General features: G+C 41.8%; 21 protein-coding genes and 1 pseudogene. 5 read left to right on the top strand and 17 right to left on the bottom strand.

The window, feature by feature from the left end:
- Window positions 1-68: 68 nt before the first annotated feature.
- From F1644_RS17915 to F1644_RS17900, 4 genes are all read right to left on the bottom strand, one after another.
- On the bottom strand, window positions 69-1,388 hold the full coding sequence (locus tag F1644_RS17915; RefSeq protein WP_229128358.1) for an O-antigen ligase family protein: 1,320 nt from the start codon (window positions 1,386-1,388) through the stop codon (window positions 69-71).
- A gap of 80 nt (window positions 1,389-1,468) precedes the next feature.
- Complete coding sequence (locus F1644_RS17910; protein ID WP_168044086.1) at window positions 1,469-2,767, bottom strand: O-antigen ligase family protein; 1,299 nt, start codon at window positions 2,765-2,767, stop codon at window positions 1,469-1,471.
- Window positions 2,761-3,669 carry an SP_1767 family glycosyltransferase gene (locus tag F1644_RS17905; RefSeq protein ID WP_118304362.1) on the bottom strand — a complete coding sequence of 303 codons (909 nt, stop codon included), beginning with the start codon at window positions 3,667-3,669 and terminating at the stop codon, window positions 2,761-2,763. The genes F1644_RS17910 and F1644_RS17905 overlap by 7 nt, the downstream gene beginning before the upstream one ends.
- Window positions 3,669-4,472: a glycosyltransferase family 2 protein gene (locus F1644_RS17900; protein WP_087421308.1), complete on the bottom strand. Its 804-nt coding sequence runs from the start codon at window positions 4,470-4,472 to the stop codon at window positions 3,669-3,671. The genes F1644_RS17905 and F1644_RS17900 overlap by 1 nt, the downstream gene beginning before the upstream one ends.
- Before the next feature lie 241 nt (window positions 4,473-4,713).
- Between F1644_RS17900 and F1644_RS17895 the strand changes: the two genes are divergently transcribed.
- Window positions 4,714-5,799, top strand: a complete 1,086-nt coding sequence (locus F1644_RS17895; protein ID WP_147378873.1) for a CDP-glycerol glycerophosphotransferase family protein — start codon at window positions 4,714-4,716, stop codon at window positions 5,797-5,799.
- 30 nt (window positions 5,800-5,829) lie between these two features.
- Here the strand turns inward: F1644_RS17895 and F1644_RS17890 are convergent, their stop codons facing one another.
- The 4 genes from F1644_RS17890 to F1644_RS17875 form a co-directional block, all read right to left on the bottom strand.
- Window positions 5,830-6,552, bottom strand: a complete 723-nt coding sequence (locus tag F1644_RS17890) for an SDR family NAD(P)-dependent oxidoreductase (protein WP_168044088.1) — start codon at window positions 6,550-6,552, stop codon at window positions 5,830-5,832.
- Window positions 6,553-6,561: 9 nt separating this feature from the next.
- Entirely contained in the window at window positions 6,562-7,905 is a 1,344-nt protein-coding gene (locus tag F1644_RS17885; RefSeq protein ID WP_168044090.1) for a Gfo/Idh/MocA family oxidoreductase, read from the bottom strand.
- A gap of 133 nt (window positions 7,906-8,038) precedes the next feature.
- Entirely contained in the window at window positions 8,039-9,103 is a 1,065-nt protein-coding gene (locus tag F1644_RS17880) for a glycosyltransferase family 9 protein (RefSeq protein WP_168044092.1), read from the bottom strand.
- On the bottom strand, window positions 9,100-9,714 hold the full coding sequence (locus F1644_RS17875) for a DUF4254 domain-containing protein (protein ID WP_118304367.1): 615 nt from the start codon (window positions 9,712-9,714) through the stop codon (window positions 9,100-9,102). The genes F1644_RS17880 and F1644_RS17875 overlap by 4 nt, the downstream gene beginning before the upstream one ends.
- A 188-nt stretch (window positions 9,715-9,902) precedes the next feature.
- Here F1644_RS17875 and F1644_RS17870 point away from each other — a divergent pair, with 188 nt between their 5' ends.
- The 4 genes from F1644_RS17870 (at window position 9,903) to F1644_RS17855 (ending at window position 14,134) form a co-directional block, all read left to right on the top strand.
- Window positions 9,903-10,958, top strand: coding sequence for a CDP-glycerol glycerophosphotransferase family protein (locus tag F1644_RS17870; RefSeq protein WP_168044094.1), 1,056 nt, complete (start codon window positions 9,903-9,905; stop codon window positions 10,956-10,958).
- 320 nt (window positions 10,959-11,278) lie between these two features.
- Entirely contained in the window at window positions 11,279-12,334 is a 1,056-nt protein-coding gene (locus F1644_RS17865; protein WP_087421307.1) for a pyridoxal phosphate-dependent aminotransferase, read from the top strand.
- Between the two features lie 13 nt (window positions 12,335-12,347).
- Window positions 12,348-13,085, top strand: a complete 738-nt coding sequence (locus F1644_RS17860; RefSeq protein WP_168044096.1) for a phosphocholine cytidylyltransferase family protein — start codon at window positions 12,348-12,350, stop codon at window positions 13,083-13,085.
- Complete coding sequence (locus F1644_RS17855; protein WP_168044098.1) at window positions 13,082-14,134, top strand: CDP-glycerol glycerophosphotransferase family protein; 1,053 nt, start codon at window positions 13,082-13,084, stop codon at window positions 14,132-14,134. The genes F1644_RS17860 and F1644_RS17855 overlap by 4 nt, the downstream gene beginning before the upstream one ends.
- A gap of 1 nt (window position 14,135) precedes the next feature.
- On the opposite strand, the gene F1644_RS17850 is transcribed toward F1644_RS17855, so the two are convergent.
- From F1644_RS17850 to pth, 9 genes and pseudogenes are all read right to left on the bottom strand, one after another.
- Window positions 14,136-14,873, bottom strand: coding sequence for a Kdo domain containing protein (locus tag F1644_RS17850; RefSeq protein WP_168044100.1), 738 nt, complete (start codon window positions 14,871-14,873; stop codon window positions 14,136-14,138).
- Window positions 14,870-15,358: a dihydrofolate reductase gene (locus F1644_RS17845; RefSeq protein WP_118304372.1), complete on the bottom strand. Its 489-nt coding sequence runs from the start codon at window positions 15,356-15,358 to the stop codon at window positions 14,870-14,872. Before F1644_RS17845 ends, F1644_RS17850 begins: the two co-directional genes overlap by 4 nt.
- 173 nt (window positions 15,359-15,531) lie before the next feature.
- Window positions 15,532-16,326 carry a thymidylate synthase gene (locus F1644_RS17840; protein WP_168044102.1) on the bottom strand — a complete coding sequence of 265 codons (795 nt, stop codon included), beginning with the start codon at window positions 16,324-16,326 and terminating at the stop codon, window positions 15,532-15,534.
- Between the two features lie 90 nt (window positions 16,327-16,416).
- Window positions 16,417-17,058, bottom strand: coding sequence for an O-methyltransferase (locus F1644_RS17835; RefSeq protein ID WP_168044104.1), 642 nt, complete (start codon window positions 17,056-17,058; stop codon window positions 16,417-16,419).
- A gap of 8 nt (window positions 17,059-17,066) precedes the next feature.
- The gene (locus F1644_RS17830) at window positions 17,067-18,284 is read right to left on the bottom strand and encodes a M16 family metallopeptidase (RefSeq protein WP_168044106.1); all 1,218 of its coding nucleotides are present in this window, start codon (window positions 18,282-18,284) and stop codon (window positions 17,067-17,069) included.
- Window position 18,285: 1 nt separating this feature from the next.
- Window positions 18,286-19,326: a hypothetical protein gene (locus F1644_RS17825; protein WP_168044108.1), complete on the bottom strand. Its 1,041-nt coding sequence runs from the start codon at window positions 19,324-19,326 to the stop codon at window positions 18,286-18,288.
- 36 nt (window positions 19,327-19,362) lie between these two features.
- Window positions 19,363-19,853 (bottom strand): annotated as a pseudogene (locus tag F1644_RS17820) (DUF4924 family protein).
- A 140-nt stretch (window positions 19,854-19,993) separates the two neighbouring features.
- The gene (locus tag F1644_RS17815; RefSeq protein ID WP_087421031.1) at window positions 19,994-20,365 is read right to left on the bottom strand and encodes an RNA-binding S4 domain-containing protein; all 372 of its coding nucleotides are present in this window, start codon (window positions 20,363-20,365) and stop codon (window positions 19,994-19,996) included.
- A gap of 144 nt (window positions 20,366-20,509) precedes the next feature.
- Window positions 20,510-21,079: an aminoacyl-tRNA hydrolase gene (gene pth / locus F1644_RS17810; RefSeq protein WP_087421030.1), complete on the bottom strand. Its 570-nt coding sequence runs from the start codon at window positions 21,077-21,079 to the stop codon at window positions 20,510-20,512.
- Between the last annotated feature and the right edge of the window lie 18 nt (window positions 21,080-21,097).

Below are 21,097 nucleotides of genomic sequence, written 5' to 3'. Positions count from 1 at the left end.
ACGAGATTAGGGGTATTTTAAGGTAACGAATAAACGACCTAATGCAAATTCAATAAAAACACGGTGAGTTATATCGAACTCTTGTCAAAAGCAGGTTCATCCTCCGAAAACTCTTCAAGTCGGGCGAAAAGATCACCGTAAAAGCAAAACATAGCCAGAAAGAGTAACATGAACAACCTGGAATTGGCCCAAGAGAGGGTAACGCATGTATTACTCACCGCAAAAAATGGGAGCAATATGCCTATAATCAAATAAGAAATCTTTTTTTTCCGGATCATCCTGTAAACCGGTGCGACAAATAAAAAAAGTACAAAAGCCAAGCCCGGTATTCCACCTGTAACCCAATACTGTAGAAAAATATTTCCGACATTTTTATAGCGAGCAATATTCATGTCAGAGGCATCGAACCATGCTTTTATACGATGTTTCGTAGAAACCCCCAATCCCCACAGACCAAATTCATCAAAATGCTTAAAACTCTCCCGAATAAATGCAACCCGGGGAACGATAGTTCCCCCCGAGAACTCCCCCCTCCTAACATTCTCGATTTCCTCCCTGACCTCTTGCATCCTTGCTTCATACATGGCGACGTTATCCAACAAGACAAAGCCACATAAAACGATCAATATAACCGTTGCTAGTTTATAACGTACTTTTACCCAGGACCTTTTAAACAAATAAATATTAAGCACAAAAAATCCAGCCAAAAATCCTATAATAGCAGATTTGGTAACGGTAAATGAAAGAAAAACAAGCAAGGCCAAAAACAAAAATATGAACATGATTTTCTTTCCATTTTGTCTTTCCTTGATGATCAAGAAATAAGATATAAGTGCCGACACGGCGAGCATTAATGCCTGAATCTCTAACCAGAACTTATCCCCTAACACGAATCGATTTTCTCCAAATCGCGTATTGTATATCAAATTTAACGTCCCTACCGGATCTGAAAATAATTTTGTCCCGGTTAAAGCAAAAAAGATATAAACATTTATGCAGAAACATCCTATACAAAAATAAGTTAGAAATCGTCGTAATAATTCAGGTGTTAGCCAGCTCCTGAAAGTTGTAACATACACGGGAACAAGTATAAAATTCAAGATCAAGATTTCGAATGTACCGTAACTTGGTTCCGCAACAGGATTCCCTTTCAACAACACAATCATCGTGTGCAAGGAAAAATAACCCAAGAAAATAATCATCGCCCACAAATATTTTCGCTCTTGCCGCAAGTTTGCCAATACTTCCTTTCGATTCATGCCAATCTGCACAAACATGAAAACAATGAGTATAAAATTAAACGCATTGCCAAACAAGGGGATTAAACTTCCCAACAAGAAACCTGTCGCAAGAAAAAAATACTTCTGAAACCTTACCATTTGATCCATAATCTTCAATTATGGCACAAATATACATGATTTGATATTCACTTGATTATCAAATACGGGAAAAATCTATTTGGGAACAATCAACTTTTTTCTAATTCATAAAAAACATCCCCATGAAAATAAAACATGGAAGACAATAACACAATTATCAATCTCGAATTATTCAAATCCAATAAAATACAGGTGCTATTCGTGATGACAACAACGACCACAAGGGAAATTATCAGATAAGAATATTTCCGATTTTTCACCATGCAGTAGAGCGGTACACCCCAAAGAAACACGACCAAACTGATCCCTAAAATGCCACCCTGTATCCAATAATGTAAAAATGTATTATGCACGTTCCTAAATTCTCCAAGCCCCGCATCCGAATCCCGCAACCAGATCTTCACCCGCTCCTTAGCATAAACTCCTAACCCACAAACTGCAAATTCGTTAGCATGCCTATAAGCTTCCCGAACAAACCCAATTCTAGGCGCAATCGTACTCCCGTCATAAATGCCTTGCCTGACATTCATAACTTCGGTTAAAACTTCGTCCACCCTCTCTTTATATTTCTGTTCAAAACTATCTGATGCAAACAACATAAAACCTATGCACAATACACAAACAGAAAATACCCAACAAAACTTCCATGCGTTTTGTTTCATAAAACATATATTCATTACTATAAAACCGAGAGAAAAGGCCAAAATACCGGCTTTCGACACGGTGAATGACAAGAATAATAGTAACAACAGAAACATGATGCCACACGCCAACTTCACACGCTTCCGACCACTCCAAAAAATCAACCCGTACGAAACCAGCGCCGCCAAAACGATGTAAAAAACTTGTGGCTCCAGCAATAAATTTCCTCCCAAGAGAGAGGTTTTATTCTCGCCAAAACGATTTATGTATAAACGCCCTAAAGCTTCCTGAGCATTCGAGAATGCTTCTCCTGCCAATAAATCGAACACGATATACCCATTCAATAACACGCATCCCGCACAAAATAAAAACAGGAAACGTTTCAGTAAAGGAACCGTCAACCATCCTTTTAACATGGCAACATACACGGGTACCAAAATAAAATTAAGCAGTGTCGTCTCGAATATGCCATAATGCGCATTTCCTTCTATACCGGAATCCCAAAATAAGAAAAACGTTTGTAGAACTAAATACAGGAAATAACCGATGAACACCAATATATATTTTCGTCCTGCATGTAACCGCTCCACACATGAATCCCAATCCAAGATGGCGTAAAACAACACCATGCTCAAAAGAATATAATGAAAAGTCATCCCGTATAATATTCCAAGGCCTCCCGACAAAAAACCGACAAGCAGGAATAATAATCTCCACGTTTTCTCCCGCACGAACATTTTTAACATGATAAACCGGAAATGCGTTCTACAATCGTTTTCTCGTAATTTTCATCCTGGATTTTCTTTTCACGAAAAACATCACCTTTTGCCTCATTAACATACTTCCCGGCTACCGGAAGTTTATCTTTCGCACCCCGTAAAAACCACTCGTATTCAATATCAACATGCCCTATATCAATCGCCCAATAACCTAATTTAGCCAAATCATAGCTCAACACGGTTGCCGTTTGCCCCAAAGCAACAAGAATCAATTTATTACTTCCATATTTTCGAGCGGCACACATTATATCAACATATCTCTCAAAAGCATCTTTCGCGGGACATAAAATCCGTTTCAATGAACGAGCGTGAATAAAAAGATCATTATTTACTCCCAAACGACTATATTCACCCTCTATCAAGAGAATATCCTGATCAAACCATATTTGTCGTATCTTTTCCAAATACCCCTCACATACACGTTTATCCTTGTACGCAAAATAAAATCGAGTAAACGAGGCATCGTAATACACGTATCCCGATTTCAGATAGCGAATGAAAACATCGTACGCTTTTATAAAATAAGATAACCAGAAAACTTTCGTACGCAAGTTCAAGTTTTCTCGTGAAACAAGCGCATAAGGTAAACAAACAATATGACAGGGAAGGGGTGCCGTTAGCACTTCTTGTAATCTTTTGGCCAAGGATTGATTAAAAGCGCAAAATCCATTCCCTTTCTGACGTAAAAGATTGAACTCTCCATCCCCAAATCGACTGACAGAACAATGCTCCCGTAATATTTTATCCAATGTCTCGTCGGTTGACCTTATATCTGGAATAAACCCTAACGCCTTTTGTTTTTTATAGAAACGTCGTCTGTATTTCAAAAGACGGATATAACACTCCATGTAATAAAAAATGCTTTTCATCACATTTCGTTATTATCTTTTAAATATTGATCGATCCCATTTTCGCACCATGTCGCTTTTTGCTCGACCTTCTCATTGTAATAATCAAAATTCTTTTTCCGATTCTCCATGTATTTATCTTCATGCCACAAATGAAACCCAATGGCGGCAAATTTTAATGCTATTTTTTTACAACCCACGTTCAACAAACGCACGCTGAAATCATAATCTTCCCCACCCCATCCAACGTAATATTCATCATAGCCATTGATTCGCAAAGCATCTTTCCGCCAAAAAGAAGTATTACATCCTAATCCCGGACGAGTTTTACGATACGGAGCCAAGCACTTGGCCAAAAATAGACAGTGAATCGCATTTTCCCTTCTCGTCAAGCCCCATGTAAAAAATCCTAACGGGGTATATTCACGATTACATAATCGTTCTGTCTCCATTCTAGTTATATTCACCCGGCCCCCTTTTATATAATATCCCCTACGAGCACACGAAAGATGATCCGTTATAAAACTTGAATGCAAAACCATGTCGCCATCCACTTGTACGATATAATCGTACTTGGCTTTTGCAATACATTTATTCCGTATTTTCCCGACACGAAATCCTTTATCTTCCTGCCACACATGTAATAACGGTACAGGAAAATCTTTTTGAAATTCACGAATTAAAGCTGCGGTTTCATCCCCGGAACCATCATCCCCAATAATAACTTCATCAGGTAACCGATTTTGCCGCTTAACGCTTTCCAAGCACAATTTCAACGCACTGGGTCGATTATACGTGGATATAATAAGCGATATTTTCATCATTGACATTTGCATTATAACCATTATAATATTATAAAAAACGATCGTTTTTTAACATTCAATCTTTTAACATTTGTCTTTTATCAAGAAAACGCACAACAATCTAGCTATCAAGACAGATAATAGGCCCTTATTCATTTGCATTTATCATTGTTATTCCCTAATTTTGTCTATCAATAAACGATCGTTTTTTGATCGTTTTCAACACGAAATCAAAGGAGAAAAGATATACCAACAATTACGTATGGAAAATTACACGATCGGCTTTTATCTTGAGAAACTATATTATATCCCTCACTTCGAACCCGTCATCAAAGAAATCATTAAACGAAACATATCATACGTCATCATTATCCCTAAAAACAGGGGAAGGGATGAATTGAATCAACGGGAAGAATCCATCAAGTATTGCCAAGAAAAGGGATTCACGTATTGTCTTGATGAAGAGCACCGGGAGTGTAATATCATGGTTTTCGGGAATGCCCCGCGTCACATTTCGACCCCATTCAAAAAATCTGCCCTCATCATGCACGGCACGTGGGGCGGGAAAACGGTCAATTACGCTCCGGATCTGAATGATGTAGATTTACGTTTCTTGGATGGAAAATTCATGGAAGACAGGTTACTCGAACTCTTCCCGGAGAAAAAATCAATCTATTATATATCCGGATATTCTAAACTGGATAATTACTTTCAATTAACAGAAGAAGATCGTATCAAATTTCTCCAAAGCTGTCATTTAGACATAAACAAAAAAACCATACTGTACGCTCCCACTTTTTACCCGTCATCCATCTTGAAAATGGGTAAGAAATTCCCGGAAGACTTTGCCGAATATAATATCATTTTAAAACCGCACTCTCATCTATTTTTGCGAAAAAGATACCGGAGAGATTTACATCGTCTAGAAACGTGGGCCAAATACCCGAACGTGTACCTAGCCCACTTTAACGAAACAGATATTCTGCCATTTTTAAACGCTTCCGATTTAATGATTTCCGATATGTCAAGTGCCGTATTCGAGTTTGCCGGAATAGGCAAACCGGCTATTGTCAATATGTTTTTGAGATACAGATTGCATGATCGCTTATTTCCTCACAAAGCGAGAAAGCGATTAGACACGGAAAATTTCTATCTATGGGAAGTGGCGGACACCCCAAAAAGGTATCAAAATATGGTGAAAAATGCACAAGAGGCCCTTGCCGGAACGGATAAAAACAAGGCCAAACGAGAAGAATTGATCCACTATGTCATGGGTGCGGTGGATGGAAAAGTATCACCAAGGATCGTTGACAAATTACTAGAGCTAAACAATAGCATAAAAGCATAAAAACAAGGGGCAAATTCAGCCCCTTATTATTTATTTAAAACAATAGCCTCCACTAACCTCGATAACGGAGCCATTTACAAATTGATTATCCAGACAAAAAGCAACAGCGTTTGTAATTTCATCAACGGCTGCAAATCTTTTTATTGCAGTCTTACCATAAATATTTTCCCGAATGTTTTGGGGCTTATTCTTTTGCCACTCGGTTTCAACAAAGCCGGGAGCAATAGCGTTAACGGTGGTTCCCGTTCCCTCAAATTCCTTAACTAGATTCTTTGCAAGAGCATGAACTGCCGCTTTAGAAACACCGTAAGGCAACGATGTTCCATGAGGCAATACTCCCATCATTGAGCCTATGAAAATGATCCGGGAATCAGGCTCGATCATTTCATAACAATCCCGGATCAAATAAAAGTGAGAATTAACAGCCACTTGCATCACTTGTTCCCATTGCTCATCCGTAATTTCCATGTTAGGTTTCCGTATGGTCATCCCCGCGTTACAAACAATACAACTTATGGACTCGGCCTTAGACTTCACGAATTGAACAAATCGTGCAAAAGACTCCTTATCACTTTGATCGGCTTGAACAATACTCAAACGATCCTTCCATTGTTCTAACTCTTGTCCCACCCGTTCTGCCGATTCTTTATCACGAGCGTAATTCGTAAACACGTGAAAACCTCTTTCTAACAATACTTTTACAATCCCCAACCCGATACCTTTTGTACCTCCCGTTACAACTGCATACTTCATACTACAATCCTATTTTAAATATGTTGTATTATTCGAATCTCGGTAACTACCAATAATCTTGGCGATCGTGATTGATTCATTATGATTCAATTTGTAGCTACTTGTCCGCCCGCTCAACACCATCGTCACGAACTCCTGAATCTCATAACGTAACCCGTCACCCTGATAAGTATAGAAATATTTCTTATTCAAATTCTGATCCTCGTATCTCACCTCGAAATAATTCGTCAACCACCAAGGGGATGGAACAAGCACGTATCCTTTTGTACCCGAAATGACCAAATTGCCTTCAGTTTTCACTCCCAAACCCAGCGTGATGGAAGCAACCGCGTTCCCATAAACGATTTCACCTTTCGTGAAAATATCCACCCCATCCTGCATTTTTGAAAAGAAATGCATCCCTAAATAATCCTTGCCAAGCAACTTCACGATAGCCATCAAAGGGAATGGGGCTAGTTCTGTAACACTACCACCAGCCTGATTAACATCCATCTCTCTGACGTTATTGGGCACGAGTTTTGACAAAGAAGCCTTGACATCAACCACTTCCCCGATCACCCCACTTTTCACAAGCGTGAGTAAATGATTCCATGCCGGGCAGAAGGCTGTTTTAGATGCTTCAAGCAATACCAAGCGCTTTTCTTCAGCCAGCGAGTAGAGTTCTTTGGCCTCCTCCCCGCTCAAGACCATTGGGATTTCACACAAAACATGCTTACCGGCCATCAATGCCATTTTTATATATTCATAATGCGTGAGATGAGGTGATGCAATATACACGGCATCAATCGCACTTAGAAAACCTTCATATGAATCGTAATTCGTCACGCTAAATCTTTCACAAAACTGCAAAGCATCCTCTCGCATGGGATTATAAACAGCCGTAATGGAAATGCCATTCACGAATCCTGCTTCAGGAATAAACCTGTTTGCAATTCGTCCACTTCCCACAACCCCCAGCTGCACGATCTGTTGAGATTCATTTCTTATTTGGGTTGATGACACTCCTTCCGTACGAGGCAAGTACACCACTTTACAAAATTCATTCAAATAATCGAATTTACCCACCCAATCGGAACCGACAGTAAAAATATCTATATTATATTTTTGTATATCATCTATCTTTTGCCCCACGTAATCTTCAATAATAATCTCGTCGGCATAACCTGTTTTTCTGACGGCCTCCACGCGCTCCAAGACATTATTTTTGACATTGAGTTTACCCCGCTCCCGATCAAAACGATCAGACGTCACACCTACAATAAGATAATCACCTAGTTCTTTCGCCCGTTTCAATAAATTTATGTGACCTTGATGCAAAACATCATAAGTGCCGTATGTTATAACCTTACTCATAAAATCATCTTTAGTATTCTTTCCAATACCTGTTAAATTCTACCACTCCATCTATCGAAAACAAAATTAAAGAAATTTATCGTCTTACCGACATTTTCGCGATGAATTTATAGTATAGGTAAAAACACGTCACTCATTCAAAAGCACAATTAATGAAAGCCTCATCCATCATAGGTTGCAGACGTTCCCACACGTATTCCACGGAAAGTAGATCAAATAACTCTTTTTCCGTTCTCCCCTCAATTACCTGCCCGGGAAACATATCAAAAGGACTCACGCTCTGATAACGCGGATCATTGGACGGCAGCCATCTAGGTAGTTCAACCCAAGGCGGGTAAATAGCCAGTCCCGGCAAGTGACACGCCTGCGCGATATGCCGGGGGCCACCTTCATTTCCAAAAAAGAAATCGGCTGTTTCCAGCATGGATACCAATTTCCGTAACGAATCGGCCTCTATATTAATAAAAATATGCTCGTCTTTCCCCATATCCTCGTACAATGTCAAAGCCGCAGCCTTTTCTTCCCGAGAATAATTAAAAATCAACTGGGCATCATAACGCTGAATGATACGAGACAATATCTCCTTCATTTTCGCCATATCCCAAGCCTTCCTCGCCACTCTGGTAAAAGGAGTACATACCACGATAAAGCGGGAAAAATTAATCCCCTCTTGTTCCATGTAGCTCTTGAATTCTGCCGTTTCCTGTTCTGTCACGTACAACCGGAAATCAGTGGTCATTACCAACTTCCCTTCTCGCTCCAAGGGCTGTAACAATAACAGATTTCGCACAACTTCGTCCAAGTCATCATTCACGTGATTACGCACCCGGTAATTATGAAAAAAATGATTATAAAATTTAGATGTTCCGATACGATATTTCGTTCTTAAAGAAAAGGCACTGAACCATAAAGTTTTTATCGTGGCACGAGTATCGATGATCACGTCATAGCGTTCCGTTTTCATCAACTGCCGGACTTTTCGCAAGTATTTAAAGAAATGATTATTTTCTTCATTTGAAAAGGTGATAATCTTATCTATATCCGGATGATTTTCAAACAAAGGAGCAATATGATCATTCAACACGTAATGAATCTCCGCCTCCGGAAAACTTTTTCGAATAGAGCTACAGATCACGACTGACAATACCGCATCTCCTATTCTCCTAAAGCGAATCACCAATACTTTTTTTACACTCATAATCCTTGCCCTTTTCTATATAATACGGGATTCAATTCCGGATCGTTATACATTTTCATCTGTTTGTAGACTTTCATGTATTTACGTCCCGTTTCTATATCTTCCAAAAGTTGATTGATCGCGAGTATTAAATCTCTTTTCTGTTCCAGCAACACGCTCAGCTTATCATCACACTCCTTCACATGTACTTGAGCAACCTCTCTACGCTGCACCTCCTGTTCCATGTGATAAATTTTCAAACACAAAATAGATAACCGGTCTATCGCCCATGCCGGACTCTCCGTGTTCACGGTAGCACAAGATAAGATTCTCACGTTTTTATATTTATCCCAGAAATATCCATCCAGCAATTCGACCAAATCCGTCCGACGTTGATTCAACCGATCTATACGTCGTTTGATTTCCAACGCTTTTACGGGGTCTATATCCGGATCTCGAATGACATCCTCCAAATGCCACTGGACTGCATCTACCCAATTTTTGAGAAATAAATAATATTCGATTGATTTATACTCGTATGGATTTTCCATGTCAGCATCAACACAATCCTGCACGTGATAACATGACGTACTCTCCTCAAAAATCCGATAGCATAATTCTGCAAATAACATAATACCCTTTTTCAATCCAATTATTATTACAAAAATAGCAAAAAGTATTCCAATTATAACCTTTCCCTATGCAAATCCCCTTTAAGATCTTATAACAACTTTATTTCGGCCATAAAGCTTTATTTCGAGATATTCCTATTCGAAAAAATTATATTTTTTATCTTTGTTCCAAAATAAATCGGCAGTTTATGAAAAGGTATTTATTCTTTGTTTCGTTATCATACGCTTATCCTATTTTAAGACCCATCCAATCAGAGATTTGGCGACGAGGAGATGATGTCGCATGGTTCTTCACCTCTCCTTGTGATCAATATTTACATGAAGGGGAAAAACAATTGAAAACAATCAAAGAAGTCATGGAATACAATCCGATTGCCGTCTTTGCCCCGGGGAATAAGGTACATGATTTCTTTCCCGGTGTTAAAGTCCAAGTTTTTCATGGTTTCTCGATAGACAAGCGTCCCGGAAGAGGCGATCATTTCCGCATCCGGGGATTATTCGACATATTCTGCACGCAAGGAAGTACTTCCACCCCTCATTTTCTGGAACTTGAAAAACAATATCGGCATTTCAAGGTATATGAAACTGGTTGGAGTAAAACCGATCTATTTTTTCCGCTCGTCCCGAAAGAAAAAAATCCGGTACCGACTATTCTATACGCCTCAACGTTTACTCCCGGCATAACTTCTACCCCCCATTTATACGATGAAATCGCACGGTTGGCCAAAGAAAAAAACTGGCAATGGTTAATTACCTTCCATCCGAAAATGTCTCCGGAAATCGTGGAAAAATACAAGAATCTGGCCAATTCATTAGATAACGTCAGTTTCTACGATGGAGATAATAACGTGGAACTTCTGCAAAAAGCGGATGTCCTCCTATGTGACAGTTCATCCATCATCATCGAATTCCTGTTCTTTGACAAACCTGTCGTAACTTACAAAAACACGTCTCCGGGGAATTATCTTATCGATGTAGATTCCCCCGAGTTGATTGAACCTGCTATTGAAAAAGCCCTAACGCATCCCAAAGAACTAATGGATAATATCCGAAAATACACCGATAGTCATCAACCTTATAGAGATGGGCGCTGTTCAGCCCGCATTCTCGATGCCGTGGATGACTTTATCGCCAAGTACAAGGGGAAAATTAAAAGAAAACCGCTCAATCTTTTTCGAAAATTACAAACCCGTTGGCAGGTAAAGTATTTTCCTTTCGGACCCCGCCACACGGCCTCAAAATGAACGATTTTAAGCACTCAAATTATTATATAACAAATAGATACACTACCATTTCGTTCACAATTTCTCATCATAAATAGAGGAAAGTTTTTATCTTTGCAAAGATAATAACACCAATAATCACTATTATCTCCAAAAGATAGAAAACAGCAAATTGCTAAAATTAATAAATGATCGTTTAATAATACGCAAATTTAACCAATAAACTCAACAAATACAAACAAACACTCATTTATTAATCACAGCTGTTAATCAGCTAGTTGCGCTTATTCTTCTTGGAGAAAATTACATGCAGAAAAATGTCAACAAACGATCAATTTATGATGGGAAAGAAAATTGCATACCTTGACCGCAATGAATACAACTACGGTCCCGCCCCGGAAATTGAAAAAGTCTTAAGAAACTTTGATCCGGACAAATTATGTTTTTACACAAGAATTTACGATGAAGGCAAAAAGAGTATTCTATCCGATTACATCGCCGAACTATATGATATTCCGGAAAAACAAGTCATTTTGGGATATGGTGGAGAAGATATATTAAAACAAGTCGTTCACTACTTCCTATCCGGTGGCCAAAAACAAAAAACACTATTAATCCCTAAATTTTCATGGTGGTACTACAAATCCATCGCAGATGAGGTAAACGGACGAACCATTTTCTACCCGCTATTCGAGGACGGAAACACCTTCAAATATGATATTCAGAGCATCCGGGAAACGGTAGAACGGGAAAACCCGGAAATCGTGTTAATTGCCTCCCCGAACAATCCGACCGGAAATTCCTTGTCAAAAGAAGAGTTACACGAAATTCTCTCCTTTATTCCCCGGGAAACAGCCATTGTCATTGACGAGGCTTACGCGTCTTTTAGCAATAAAGACACATCATACATAAAACCACTCATTGAAGAGTTCCCGAATTTACTGATCATCCGGACCCTCTCCAAGTTCTACGGACTTCCCGGATTACGTCTCGGCTTTGCCTTTATCGGGAAGAATTTGTCCTCGTTCTTGAATTACAGCACGAAATATTTAGGTTATAACCGACTTTCCGAAGAAATCGGTATTGCCGTATTGAAAGCAAACGATTATTATCAGAACGTGGCAGACCTCATGGCAGAAGACCGGGAAACCTATATGCGGGAAATCGGTGCCTTGGAAGGATTCAAAGTGTATCACTCGGAAGCAAACTTTATTCTGGTGAAATACCCGATTTCATTAAAATCCCAATTACAGAACGCGTTCAAAGCGAAAGACCTAATCATCAAGTTCATGAACGAGGAAGATATTAACACGCACATGCGGATCACGTTGGGAACCCAAAAACAAAACCGTTTGGTGATAGACACCATCAAAGAAGTCGTGTCAACCCCATCCTAACCCGGCAACGTGTATGAAAGCTATAATCCTTGCCGCGGGCATTGCCTCCCGGTTACGACCGCTCACAAACGATCGGCCGAAATGCCTGCTAAAAATAGGCGATCGTTCTTTGTTGGAAAGAACGATTGATGCCTTATTGGAAAATAATATCCGTGAAATTGTTATCGTTACCGGATACTTGCATGAAATGCTGGAATCCTTCGTGCAAACTCGCTACCCTTCTTTAAGCGTCAAATTCATCCACAATGAACTTTACGCCACCACCAATAACATATATTCCTTGTGGCTGGCATTACCCGAAGTTCAACAGGAAAAAGAAATTATTCTACTTGACAGCGACATTTTATTTGATCCGCTCATGATAAAAATATTACGGGATGCCCCTCATGCTAACTGCCTGGCACTGGACAGTCATAAACTCGGGGAGGAAGAGATCAAAGTCATCGTGAACGGGAAAAATCAAATCACGGAACTCAGCAAAACGTGTTCCATAGAAAAGGCCATCGGTGAATCCATCGGCATTGAAAAAATATCTCATGCCTATCTCCTTGCCCTACACGAAGAACTGGAACACATGATCCTACACGAAAAACTGGATAATGTTTTTTATGAATTAGCCTTCGAACGCTTGATTGCACGAGGACAATATTTCTATCCGGTGGACACGAGCGCCTATTTCTCCATGGAGCTTGACACTCCCGAAGATTTTCACGACGCCATCAATCGAATACCCAAACACCTACAAGCATGAAAATTGTACTATTTTGCGAACAAAAATACGCGATAAATATTTTACAACCTCTCGAAGTCGAGGCCAATAAAGAAGGGGGACATTCCGTGATATGGTATGTTCAACCTAAAAATATTCCGGACTTTCCGTTAAAAGACGAGGTGAAATGGACAAACAGCATACAGGAAATCTACGATTTTTCCCCGGATGTCCTATTCGTTCCCTGCAACATCGTTCCCTACTATTTGCCGGGAGTGAAAATACAAATCTTTCACGGCTACGCTGCCGAGAAAAAGGATCATTGGGTAATCCGCCGTTATTTTGACACCTATTTTACCCAAGGCCCATTCTTCACGGAAGGCTTTAAAGCACTTGCCAAAAAATACAAGGATTTTGAAGTTGTAGAAACAGGATGGCCTCGCCAAGACTGGATTTATGAAAATCTCCACACTTTTGACGCTGAAAAAAACGCACTACTCCGAAAGCACCGGAAAAGCAAATTGGCCTTGTATGCCCCAACCTTTTCTCCATCGTTAACTTCCTTGCCATTCATAAAAGAGGGACTGGAAAAATTAGCCCGGGAAAAAGATGTCTTACTCATTCTGAAATTTCACCCGTTAACCCGGAGTGAATGGATGGAAGCATACAGGCAATTGGCCGAGAAACATGAAAATATGCTTTGGGTAGAGGATCACAATATCACGAAATACCAGATCATGGCCGATGTCATGATTAGTGACACCTCTTCGACCGTGTACGAATTCTTGCTACTCGACAAACCAGTCATCACGTACAAAACCATTGCCAAAGATATTTACTGGCTGGATATTCAACATCCGGAAGATCTTCCCGACGCCTTCGATCTCGTACTTCAAGATGCAGCACTCGCCTCAAAACGCAAATGGATCATCGACAACTACGACCCCTATCTGGACGGGAAAGTCTGCCACCGTATGCTTGACGCCGCCAGAGACTATATCTCCCGCCACGGAGTACCCAAGAAACGAAAATTAAATCTTTGGCGTAAATACACCAGTATCAAGAAGTTCGGCAAAGTCAAAAGAAGATAAACTAACTCTTCTTCTTGGCTTTCCGTTTGAGCACCTGCTCATCGTGGGCATGAGTCCACTCTTTCAACAGGCGGGTCATTTCCATCGCGTCCGAATGTGTCAACCGGGCATATTCGTCCGCGATAATATCAATCATATCATCTGTTGCATTCAAGCGGTAAAAGTTCTTCAATCCCACCAACGGGGAAATCGTCATGAACTTGATCCGGTTCAAGTCAACCAACATAAAATGAACCCGTTCACCCTCTCTCCGGATCAACGTGTTCCCCGGTGAATGATCGATAAAATAGATGGATTGCGTGTGAAAATGATACGTGAACCGGGTGAACTCCCGTAAAATAAATTCCAGATCAGCCGGACGTTTCACCCGCAAATCCCGAAAAGTATAGTCATACTCTTCCTGCCGGGAAATATAAAAACTACGGGTTACCCCGAAGACATTCCGATAAACGATATAAGCAATCGGTTCCGGGGTATCCACACCCCTCTCCAACAACGTATTCGCGTACTCGAACGAACGTTGAGCCTTTCCCTTCCGCACGTAAGCATACGCGAATTGATTAATGACATTGGGTGTCTTAAAGGATTTCACGTTAAAACGTTCTCCTTCCACCTCCAATATCTTAATCACGTTCCGCTTATTATCAATGACCTCTCCTTCCCGATCAAAACGACGAGGAATATCCAGAATGGCCTTTTCCAATGACTTGTATTTCGGATTAATTTGGTAATCAATCATTTTACCCGCTCGTAATTTATAAACGTGTAATCACATTCATTTTTCTCATCCGCCTTCCCCACTTCTCTCGCGACCTCTCTCCAAACTTCGGGGTCAACAGACGGAATCACCGTATCGCCCTCGCATTCCTGATGGACAACAGTAAGATACAACCGATCTGCTTTATCCCACAACTTCTTGTAAATCGTCCCGCCCCCGGTCACGAACACCTCGTCTTCATTTTTCGTCAACTCCAAAGCCTCCTCCACGCTATGCACTACCTCGCATCCAGCGGCCTCGAATTCCGGATTCCGGGAAATAACAATATTTCTCCGGTTAGGCAATGCCCGACCGATCGACTCGAACGTCTTCCGTCCCATTAATATCGTATGCCCCGTGGTCAAAGCCTTAAAACGTTTCAAATCAGCCGAAAGTCGCCATATCAACCCGTTATCCCTTCCGATAACATTATTCTCTGCCGCTGCTACTATTATTGATAAAACCATCGAATTAATTTTAGATTTAATGATTTATGATTTTAGATTTCTACCCACAAAATCAACGCTTCTAAATTTACTACTTTCAACTTTTAGTTTTTAACTTTTACCTTTTAGCTTTCTCTGACAGAGAGCGTCTTCGGGAATCTTTTCATTCTAAATTTTAAACTCTAAATTCTACATTATACCGATATCGCCCCCTTTATATGTGGATGCGGGTTATAATCGCACAACGTGAAATCTTCGTATTTAAAATCGAATATGCTTTTCACGTCCGGGTTAATTTCCATCCGGGGTAAAGCACGGGGTTCACGTGTCAACTGCAATTTCACCTGTTCGATATGATTCAAGTAGATATGCGTGTCACCCAAGGTATGTACAAATTCTCCCGGTTTCAAACCGCACACTTGCGCCATCATCATGGTCAACAAAGCATACGAGGCAATATTAAACGGCACGCCTAAAAAAGTATCGGCACTACGCTGATACAATTGGCAGGACAATTTCCCGTTAGCCACGTAAAACTGAAATAACGCGTGACAAGGGGGCAATGCCATATTTTCAATATCCCCCGAATTCCACGCGCTCACGATCAACCGACGGGAATTCGGACTATGCTTGATGTCATGCACCACTTGGGAAATCTGATCCAGAGAAGTCCCGTCCGGCTTAGGCCATGAGCGCCATTGGTAACCATAGATATGTCCCAATCCACCCTCTTCATCTGCCCATTCATCCCAGATACTCACCCCGTGATCGTGCAAATACTTCACGTTCGTATCGCCGTTCAGGAACCACAACAACTCGTATATAATTGACTTCAAATGCAATTTCTTCGTGGTCAGCAAAGGGAAACCTTCTTCCAGGTTAAACCGCATCTGGTGACCGAACACGCTAATCGTTCCCGTCCCCGTCCGGTCCTCTTTCACCGTCCCCTCCGTCAAAATCCTATCCAGTAAATCTAAATATTGCCTCATAATAATTGAAAATTGAAAATTGAAAATTGAAAATGCGCTATTCAATTTTCAATAGATGATAGAACAAAGATAGCCTTTAAATTTTAAATTCTAAACTTTTCTCACGATCATTAGCCCGTGACGAACAGGCAACAGGATATTCTCCACCCGGCTATCAGCCTGCACCATTTCATTAAAGTCCAATATACCTTTCGTTTGGGCATCCGGTTTCACCCGCGGGTCCGCCACCTTACCATCCCACAACACGTCGTCCGCGACAATGATTCCCCCGTGACGAACCTTATCAAACACCAAGCGGTAATATTCCGAATATTCCCGTTTATCGGCATCGATAAACACCAGGTCAAACATTTCATCCAGCGTGGGAATAATCTCACAAGCATCCCCCACGTGAAAAACGATACGCTCTTGCAAACCGCTTTTTTCAATATATTGGCGAGTGAAATCTTCCAACTCATCGTTCACGTCGATCGTGTGCAGCACACCCCCTTCCTCCAACCCGGCAGCCATCGAAATAGCGGCATACCCCGTGTACGTCCCGATCTCCAGCACCCGACGGGCGCCTATCATCCGGCATATCATTTTCAGGAACTGCCCTTGCAAATTCCCGGATAACATTCTCGGACGCAATACATTCAGATGGGTCGCCCTTGACAACTCGGCCAACACTTCCCCCTCCGGCTCGCTATGCGCCAGTATATATTGTTCCAATTCAGCATCCATTTCCAACATGACAGTCTCTATTTATATAGTAATACAGATTGCTTCTCCACGTCGAAGACCTCCTTCGCCACCCGGATCAGCAACTCCGGTGTAATTTCCTCGATCTGGGTATAAATATCTTCAAGGCTATCCACCTTATCGTAAATCAAGAAACTCTTCCCGATCGACAACATCAAGTTCTCGTAATTCTCCGACGAGATCGCCAGTTGCCCCACCATCTGAGCCTTTGCCCGTTTCAACTGCAAGGGTCCCAACTTTTCTTCATACAAGGCCCGCATCTCCTTCTTGCACAAATTCAGACACCATTCGGCATTTTCCGGGTCACAACCGAAATAAATCATGGATACCCCCGTGTCCGAATAAGGCGTGTACGACGCCTCGATATTATAAGCCAAACCGTACTTTTCACGGATATTCAAATTCAAACGGGAATTCATCCCCGTCCCTCCCAACAAGTTCATCAACAGCGATAACGCCAATCGGTTATCCTCCGTGTAATCGTAAGCGATATTCCCGATAATACAATGACTTTGGTGCGTGTCCCGATCCATCTCCACGAAACGGGGAGTGTAAATCTCCGGCTTAATCCGGTTCCTCAATGGAGTTCCGGCCTCGTAAGGCGAAAAATACTTTTCCACCAGACGCACCAACTTCTCGAACGGGATATCCCCGACCGAGCTAATCACCATCCGGTTCGTGAAATAATTACGTCTCACGAAATCCAACACCATATCCCGGGAGATCCGTTCCACGGAAGCCTCGTCACCCAAGATATTCCGTCCGATCGGGTAACCGGTATAAATCAGCTCCTCGAAATCGTCGAAAATCAACTCTCCCGGGTTATCCTTGTACGAGTTTATCTCATCCAGCACCACGTCTTTCTCCTTCTCTATCTCCTTCTCCGGGAACACAGAATGAAACACGATGTCGGCAAACAATTCCAACGTACGCTCGTAATCCTTTGCCATAAACGTGGCATACACGCACGTGTCCTCCTTCGTGGTGTAAGCATTTAACTCACCCCCGACATCTTCCAGACGACTCAATATATGATAGGCTTTACGTTTCTCCGTACCTTTAAAAATCACGTGTTCTATAAAATGAGCCATTCCCAGTTCATCCTCCCGTTCATCCCGGCTCCCCACGTTTATAATCAACCCGCAATAAGCGGCTTTATTCGGAACATAGTTATGGATTAATCGTAATCCATTAGCAAATATATGTGTTTGATACATTTTATTGAATAAAAAGACTTCCTCCCGACAAATTCAGATTCACTTTTCCCGCGTATTTTTTATTCCCGATAAACCCGGTCTCCAGCACGGTATTCTTATCCGTCGTCGGTTTACTCTCCAGCGTCACGCCCTCGGGCAATTCCACCTTCAAATTTTTATTACGTGCCAACTCCAGGGTGTAACCGCATCCTTCCATGAAAGTCAACCCCACCTTCGTGGAAGAACCTTTCACGTCAACAGTAGCGAACGAGAAATTGATATTACGCACGTTCAACTCGCCCCAACGCATATCCATCTTGAGCGACCCGCCAATATCCTGCACCTCGTATTTCGTGTAGAAAGAAGTCCCGTCCATATCCTCGACCATCCCCAGGTAACAGGTTCCTCCCGATGTCTTCAACGAAAGTTTATCCGCCTCCATCAACTGCAAAGTCGTTGACGTGCAATCCAGTTTCATCTCCTTCCCTTCCCCGATCTTCACCTTACAGGATTTGAACTCGGCCGTCATGTTTCCCAATTTCTCCACCTCAAATTCTCCCTTATTCTGTTTCACGGAAAACTCTCCCCCCGTCACTGAATTGGCCTTAAAATTACCGGATACGATCTCCACGCTCATATCCCCCACGAAATCGGCCACCAAGGCGCCTCCCTCCGTGCATACCAGACGTACTTTCTTACCTTTCGGAACCTTAATATGATAGTCAACGCTCACCGTCACCCCCGCGAACATCTGCCGCAGGCTCATATCCTTCTGGAACAACGTCTCCACGTTCAACACGGCCCCCTGCTCCTTGGCCGTTATGGAAATATACTCTAATATCTCGTCAACCTTGGCTTTTGTTTTTGCCTCCACCCACACGGAAGTCGTGATGGAAAACTCATCACCTTCCTGCTTAACATCGATATTCCCATAGCGGTTCGTAACCGTCAACTCGTTAATGGATGCCGCAGGAAAGCTCTTCTTAAACTCCTTTGATCCCTCCTCAGCCCAAGCGTTTACCGCTCCGAACAAAACAATTACCAATAATAATAATCTCTTCATATCGATTGATTTAATCATGAATTACTCGACAACAAATCACATCATCTCCTCGTTCTCCTCCACCTCTTTGTACCGCAGTGCCAGGTAAGCCAGCATCCGGCTAAACGTCTCCATTGCCATTGTCGTTTGCGAATTTATCTCTTTTTTCTGTAATCGCAACATCAAATGACCATAAAGAGCATGAAGTGCCAGCTCGACATCGGAAACCTCCTCCGGCAAGTTCGTCTTCCGGCGATAATCCAGCAAATTATTTGCGGCCATCATGAACAACTGCTTGTACTTCATATCCTGCACGTTATGGAGTAAATGGAAATGCAACTCCGTCAACTCGTTCACCATGTTCTTCACCACCTGCACGTGCCCGCTCTTCGTCACCTCCTCTTTCCTCATCATCTCGATCAAATTGTCATACCAATCGCTGATCTCCTTCCGTGTCGCGTCATCCCCCCGAACTGGCTCACCACGTTCCGGTTCACCAGCTCAATATCCATCTGCATCGCCCTCAACATATCCTCCACCTGCCACATATACAGGATATATTCGGCCACATTACTCTTTCTCTTCTCGCGTGCTATCAACATACTAATTTATGATTTACGATTTATGATTTACGATTAGAAACATGAGCCTTGTGCGGCTGGAATCTAAAATCATCAAATCTAAAATTTCAAAGTTCTTTGAGTTTATCAATCAACCTCCGATCCCGTTTCGTGGGACGTCCTGTTCCTCGATCCCGGCTCTCGAATTGCATGAAAGTTCCCCGGAGAATATCCAGTTTCTCCTGTGGGGTGATCTCTTCCACGAAATCGACGGCCAACTGGGCAGACATTCGTTTATCGGTGATTTGTTTCACCACGTACTCCCGTTCAATCGGCGGAACCCGTACTTTCACGACATCCCCGACCTTTACCTCCCGGGACGCTTTCACGTGCGCATCACCGATAGAGACGTGACCTTTACCACATTCTTCTGCAGCTAACGAACGGGTTTTGAAAATCCGAACCGCCCATAACCATTTATCTATTCTAACCTTCTCCACGGCTTATTCATTTATAACTTACAATCTGTCAAAGCTAAAACTTATTCTGCAAATGACAAAACAAATGCCGACCTGAAATCACGAACCTGAAATCTTCATTTTAAAATTCGGAATCACGACTTCAAAATCACAAATCGTAAATATCTAAAATCGCAAATTATTACACAGGCTCATCGTCTTATCTACCCCTATAAAAATAAAATTCTCGATCACCTCCCCACAATGCTTCAACATGGCTGGAAAACGTTCCTCTTCCTCCGAAGACCACTCTCCCAACACGTAATCCACCTGTTTTCCCTTGGGGAACTCGTTCCCGATACCAAAACGCAAACGAGCGTAATCCTGCGTGCCCAGCAACTGGTTAATACTCTTCAAACCGTTATGTCCCCCGTCACTTCCCTTGCCTCTCAAACGGATCGTCCCGAAAGGTAATGCCAAGTCATCCACCACCACGAAAAGGTTCGACAACTCGATTTTCTCTTTTTGCATCCAGTAACTGACCGCCTTACCACTCAGGTTCATGTACGTGTTCGGTTTCAACAAAATCAGGGTACGTCCCTTCAACTTCACCGTGGCAACCGCACCATAACGCATATCTTCAAAAACAGCATTGGACGCCTTAGCAAAGGCGTCCAATACTTTAAATCCGATGTTATGTCGTGTATTCTGGTACTCGGGACCTATGTTGCCCAATCCCACAATAAGATATTTCATCTGTCTATTTTTTCAAAC

The organism is Butyricimonas paravirosa, assembly GCF_032878955.1.
GTDB classification, from domain to species: domain Bacteria; phylum Bacteroidota; class Bacteroidia; order Bacteroidales; family Marinifilaceae; genus Butyricimonas; species Butyricimonas paravirosa.
Note: the sequence above shows the minus strand (reverse complement) of the source record. Positions and strands in the feature narration are given on the sequence as shown.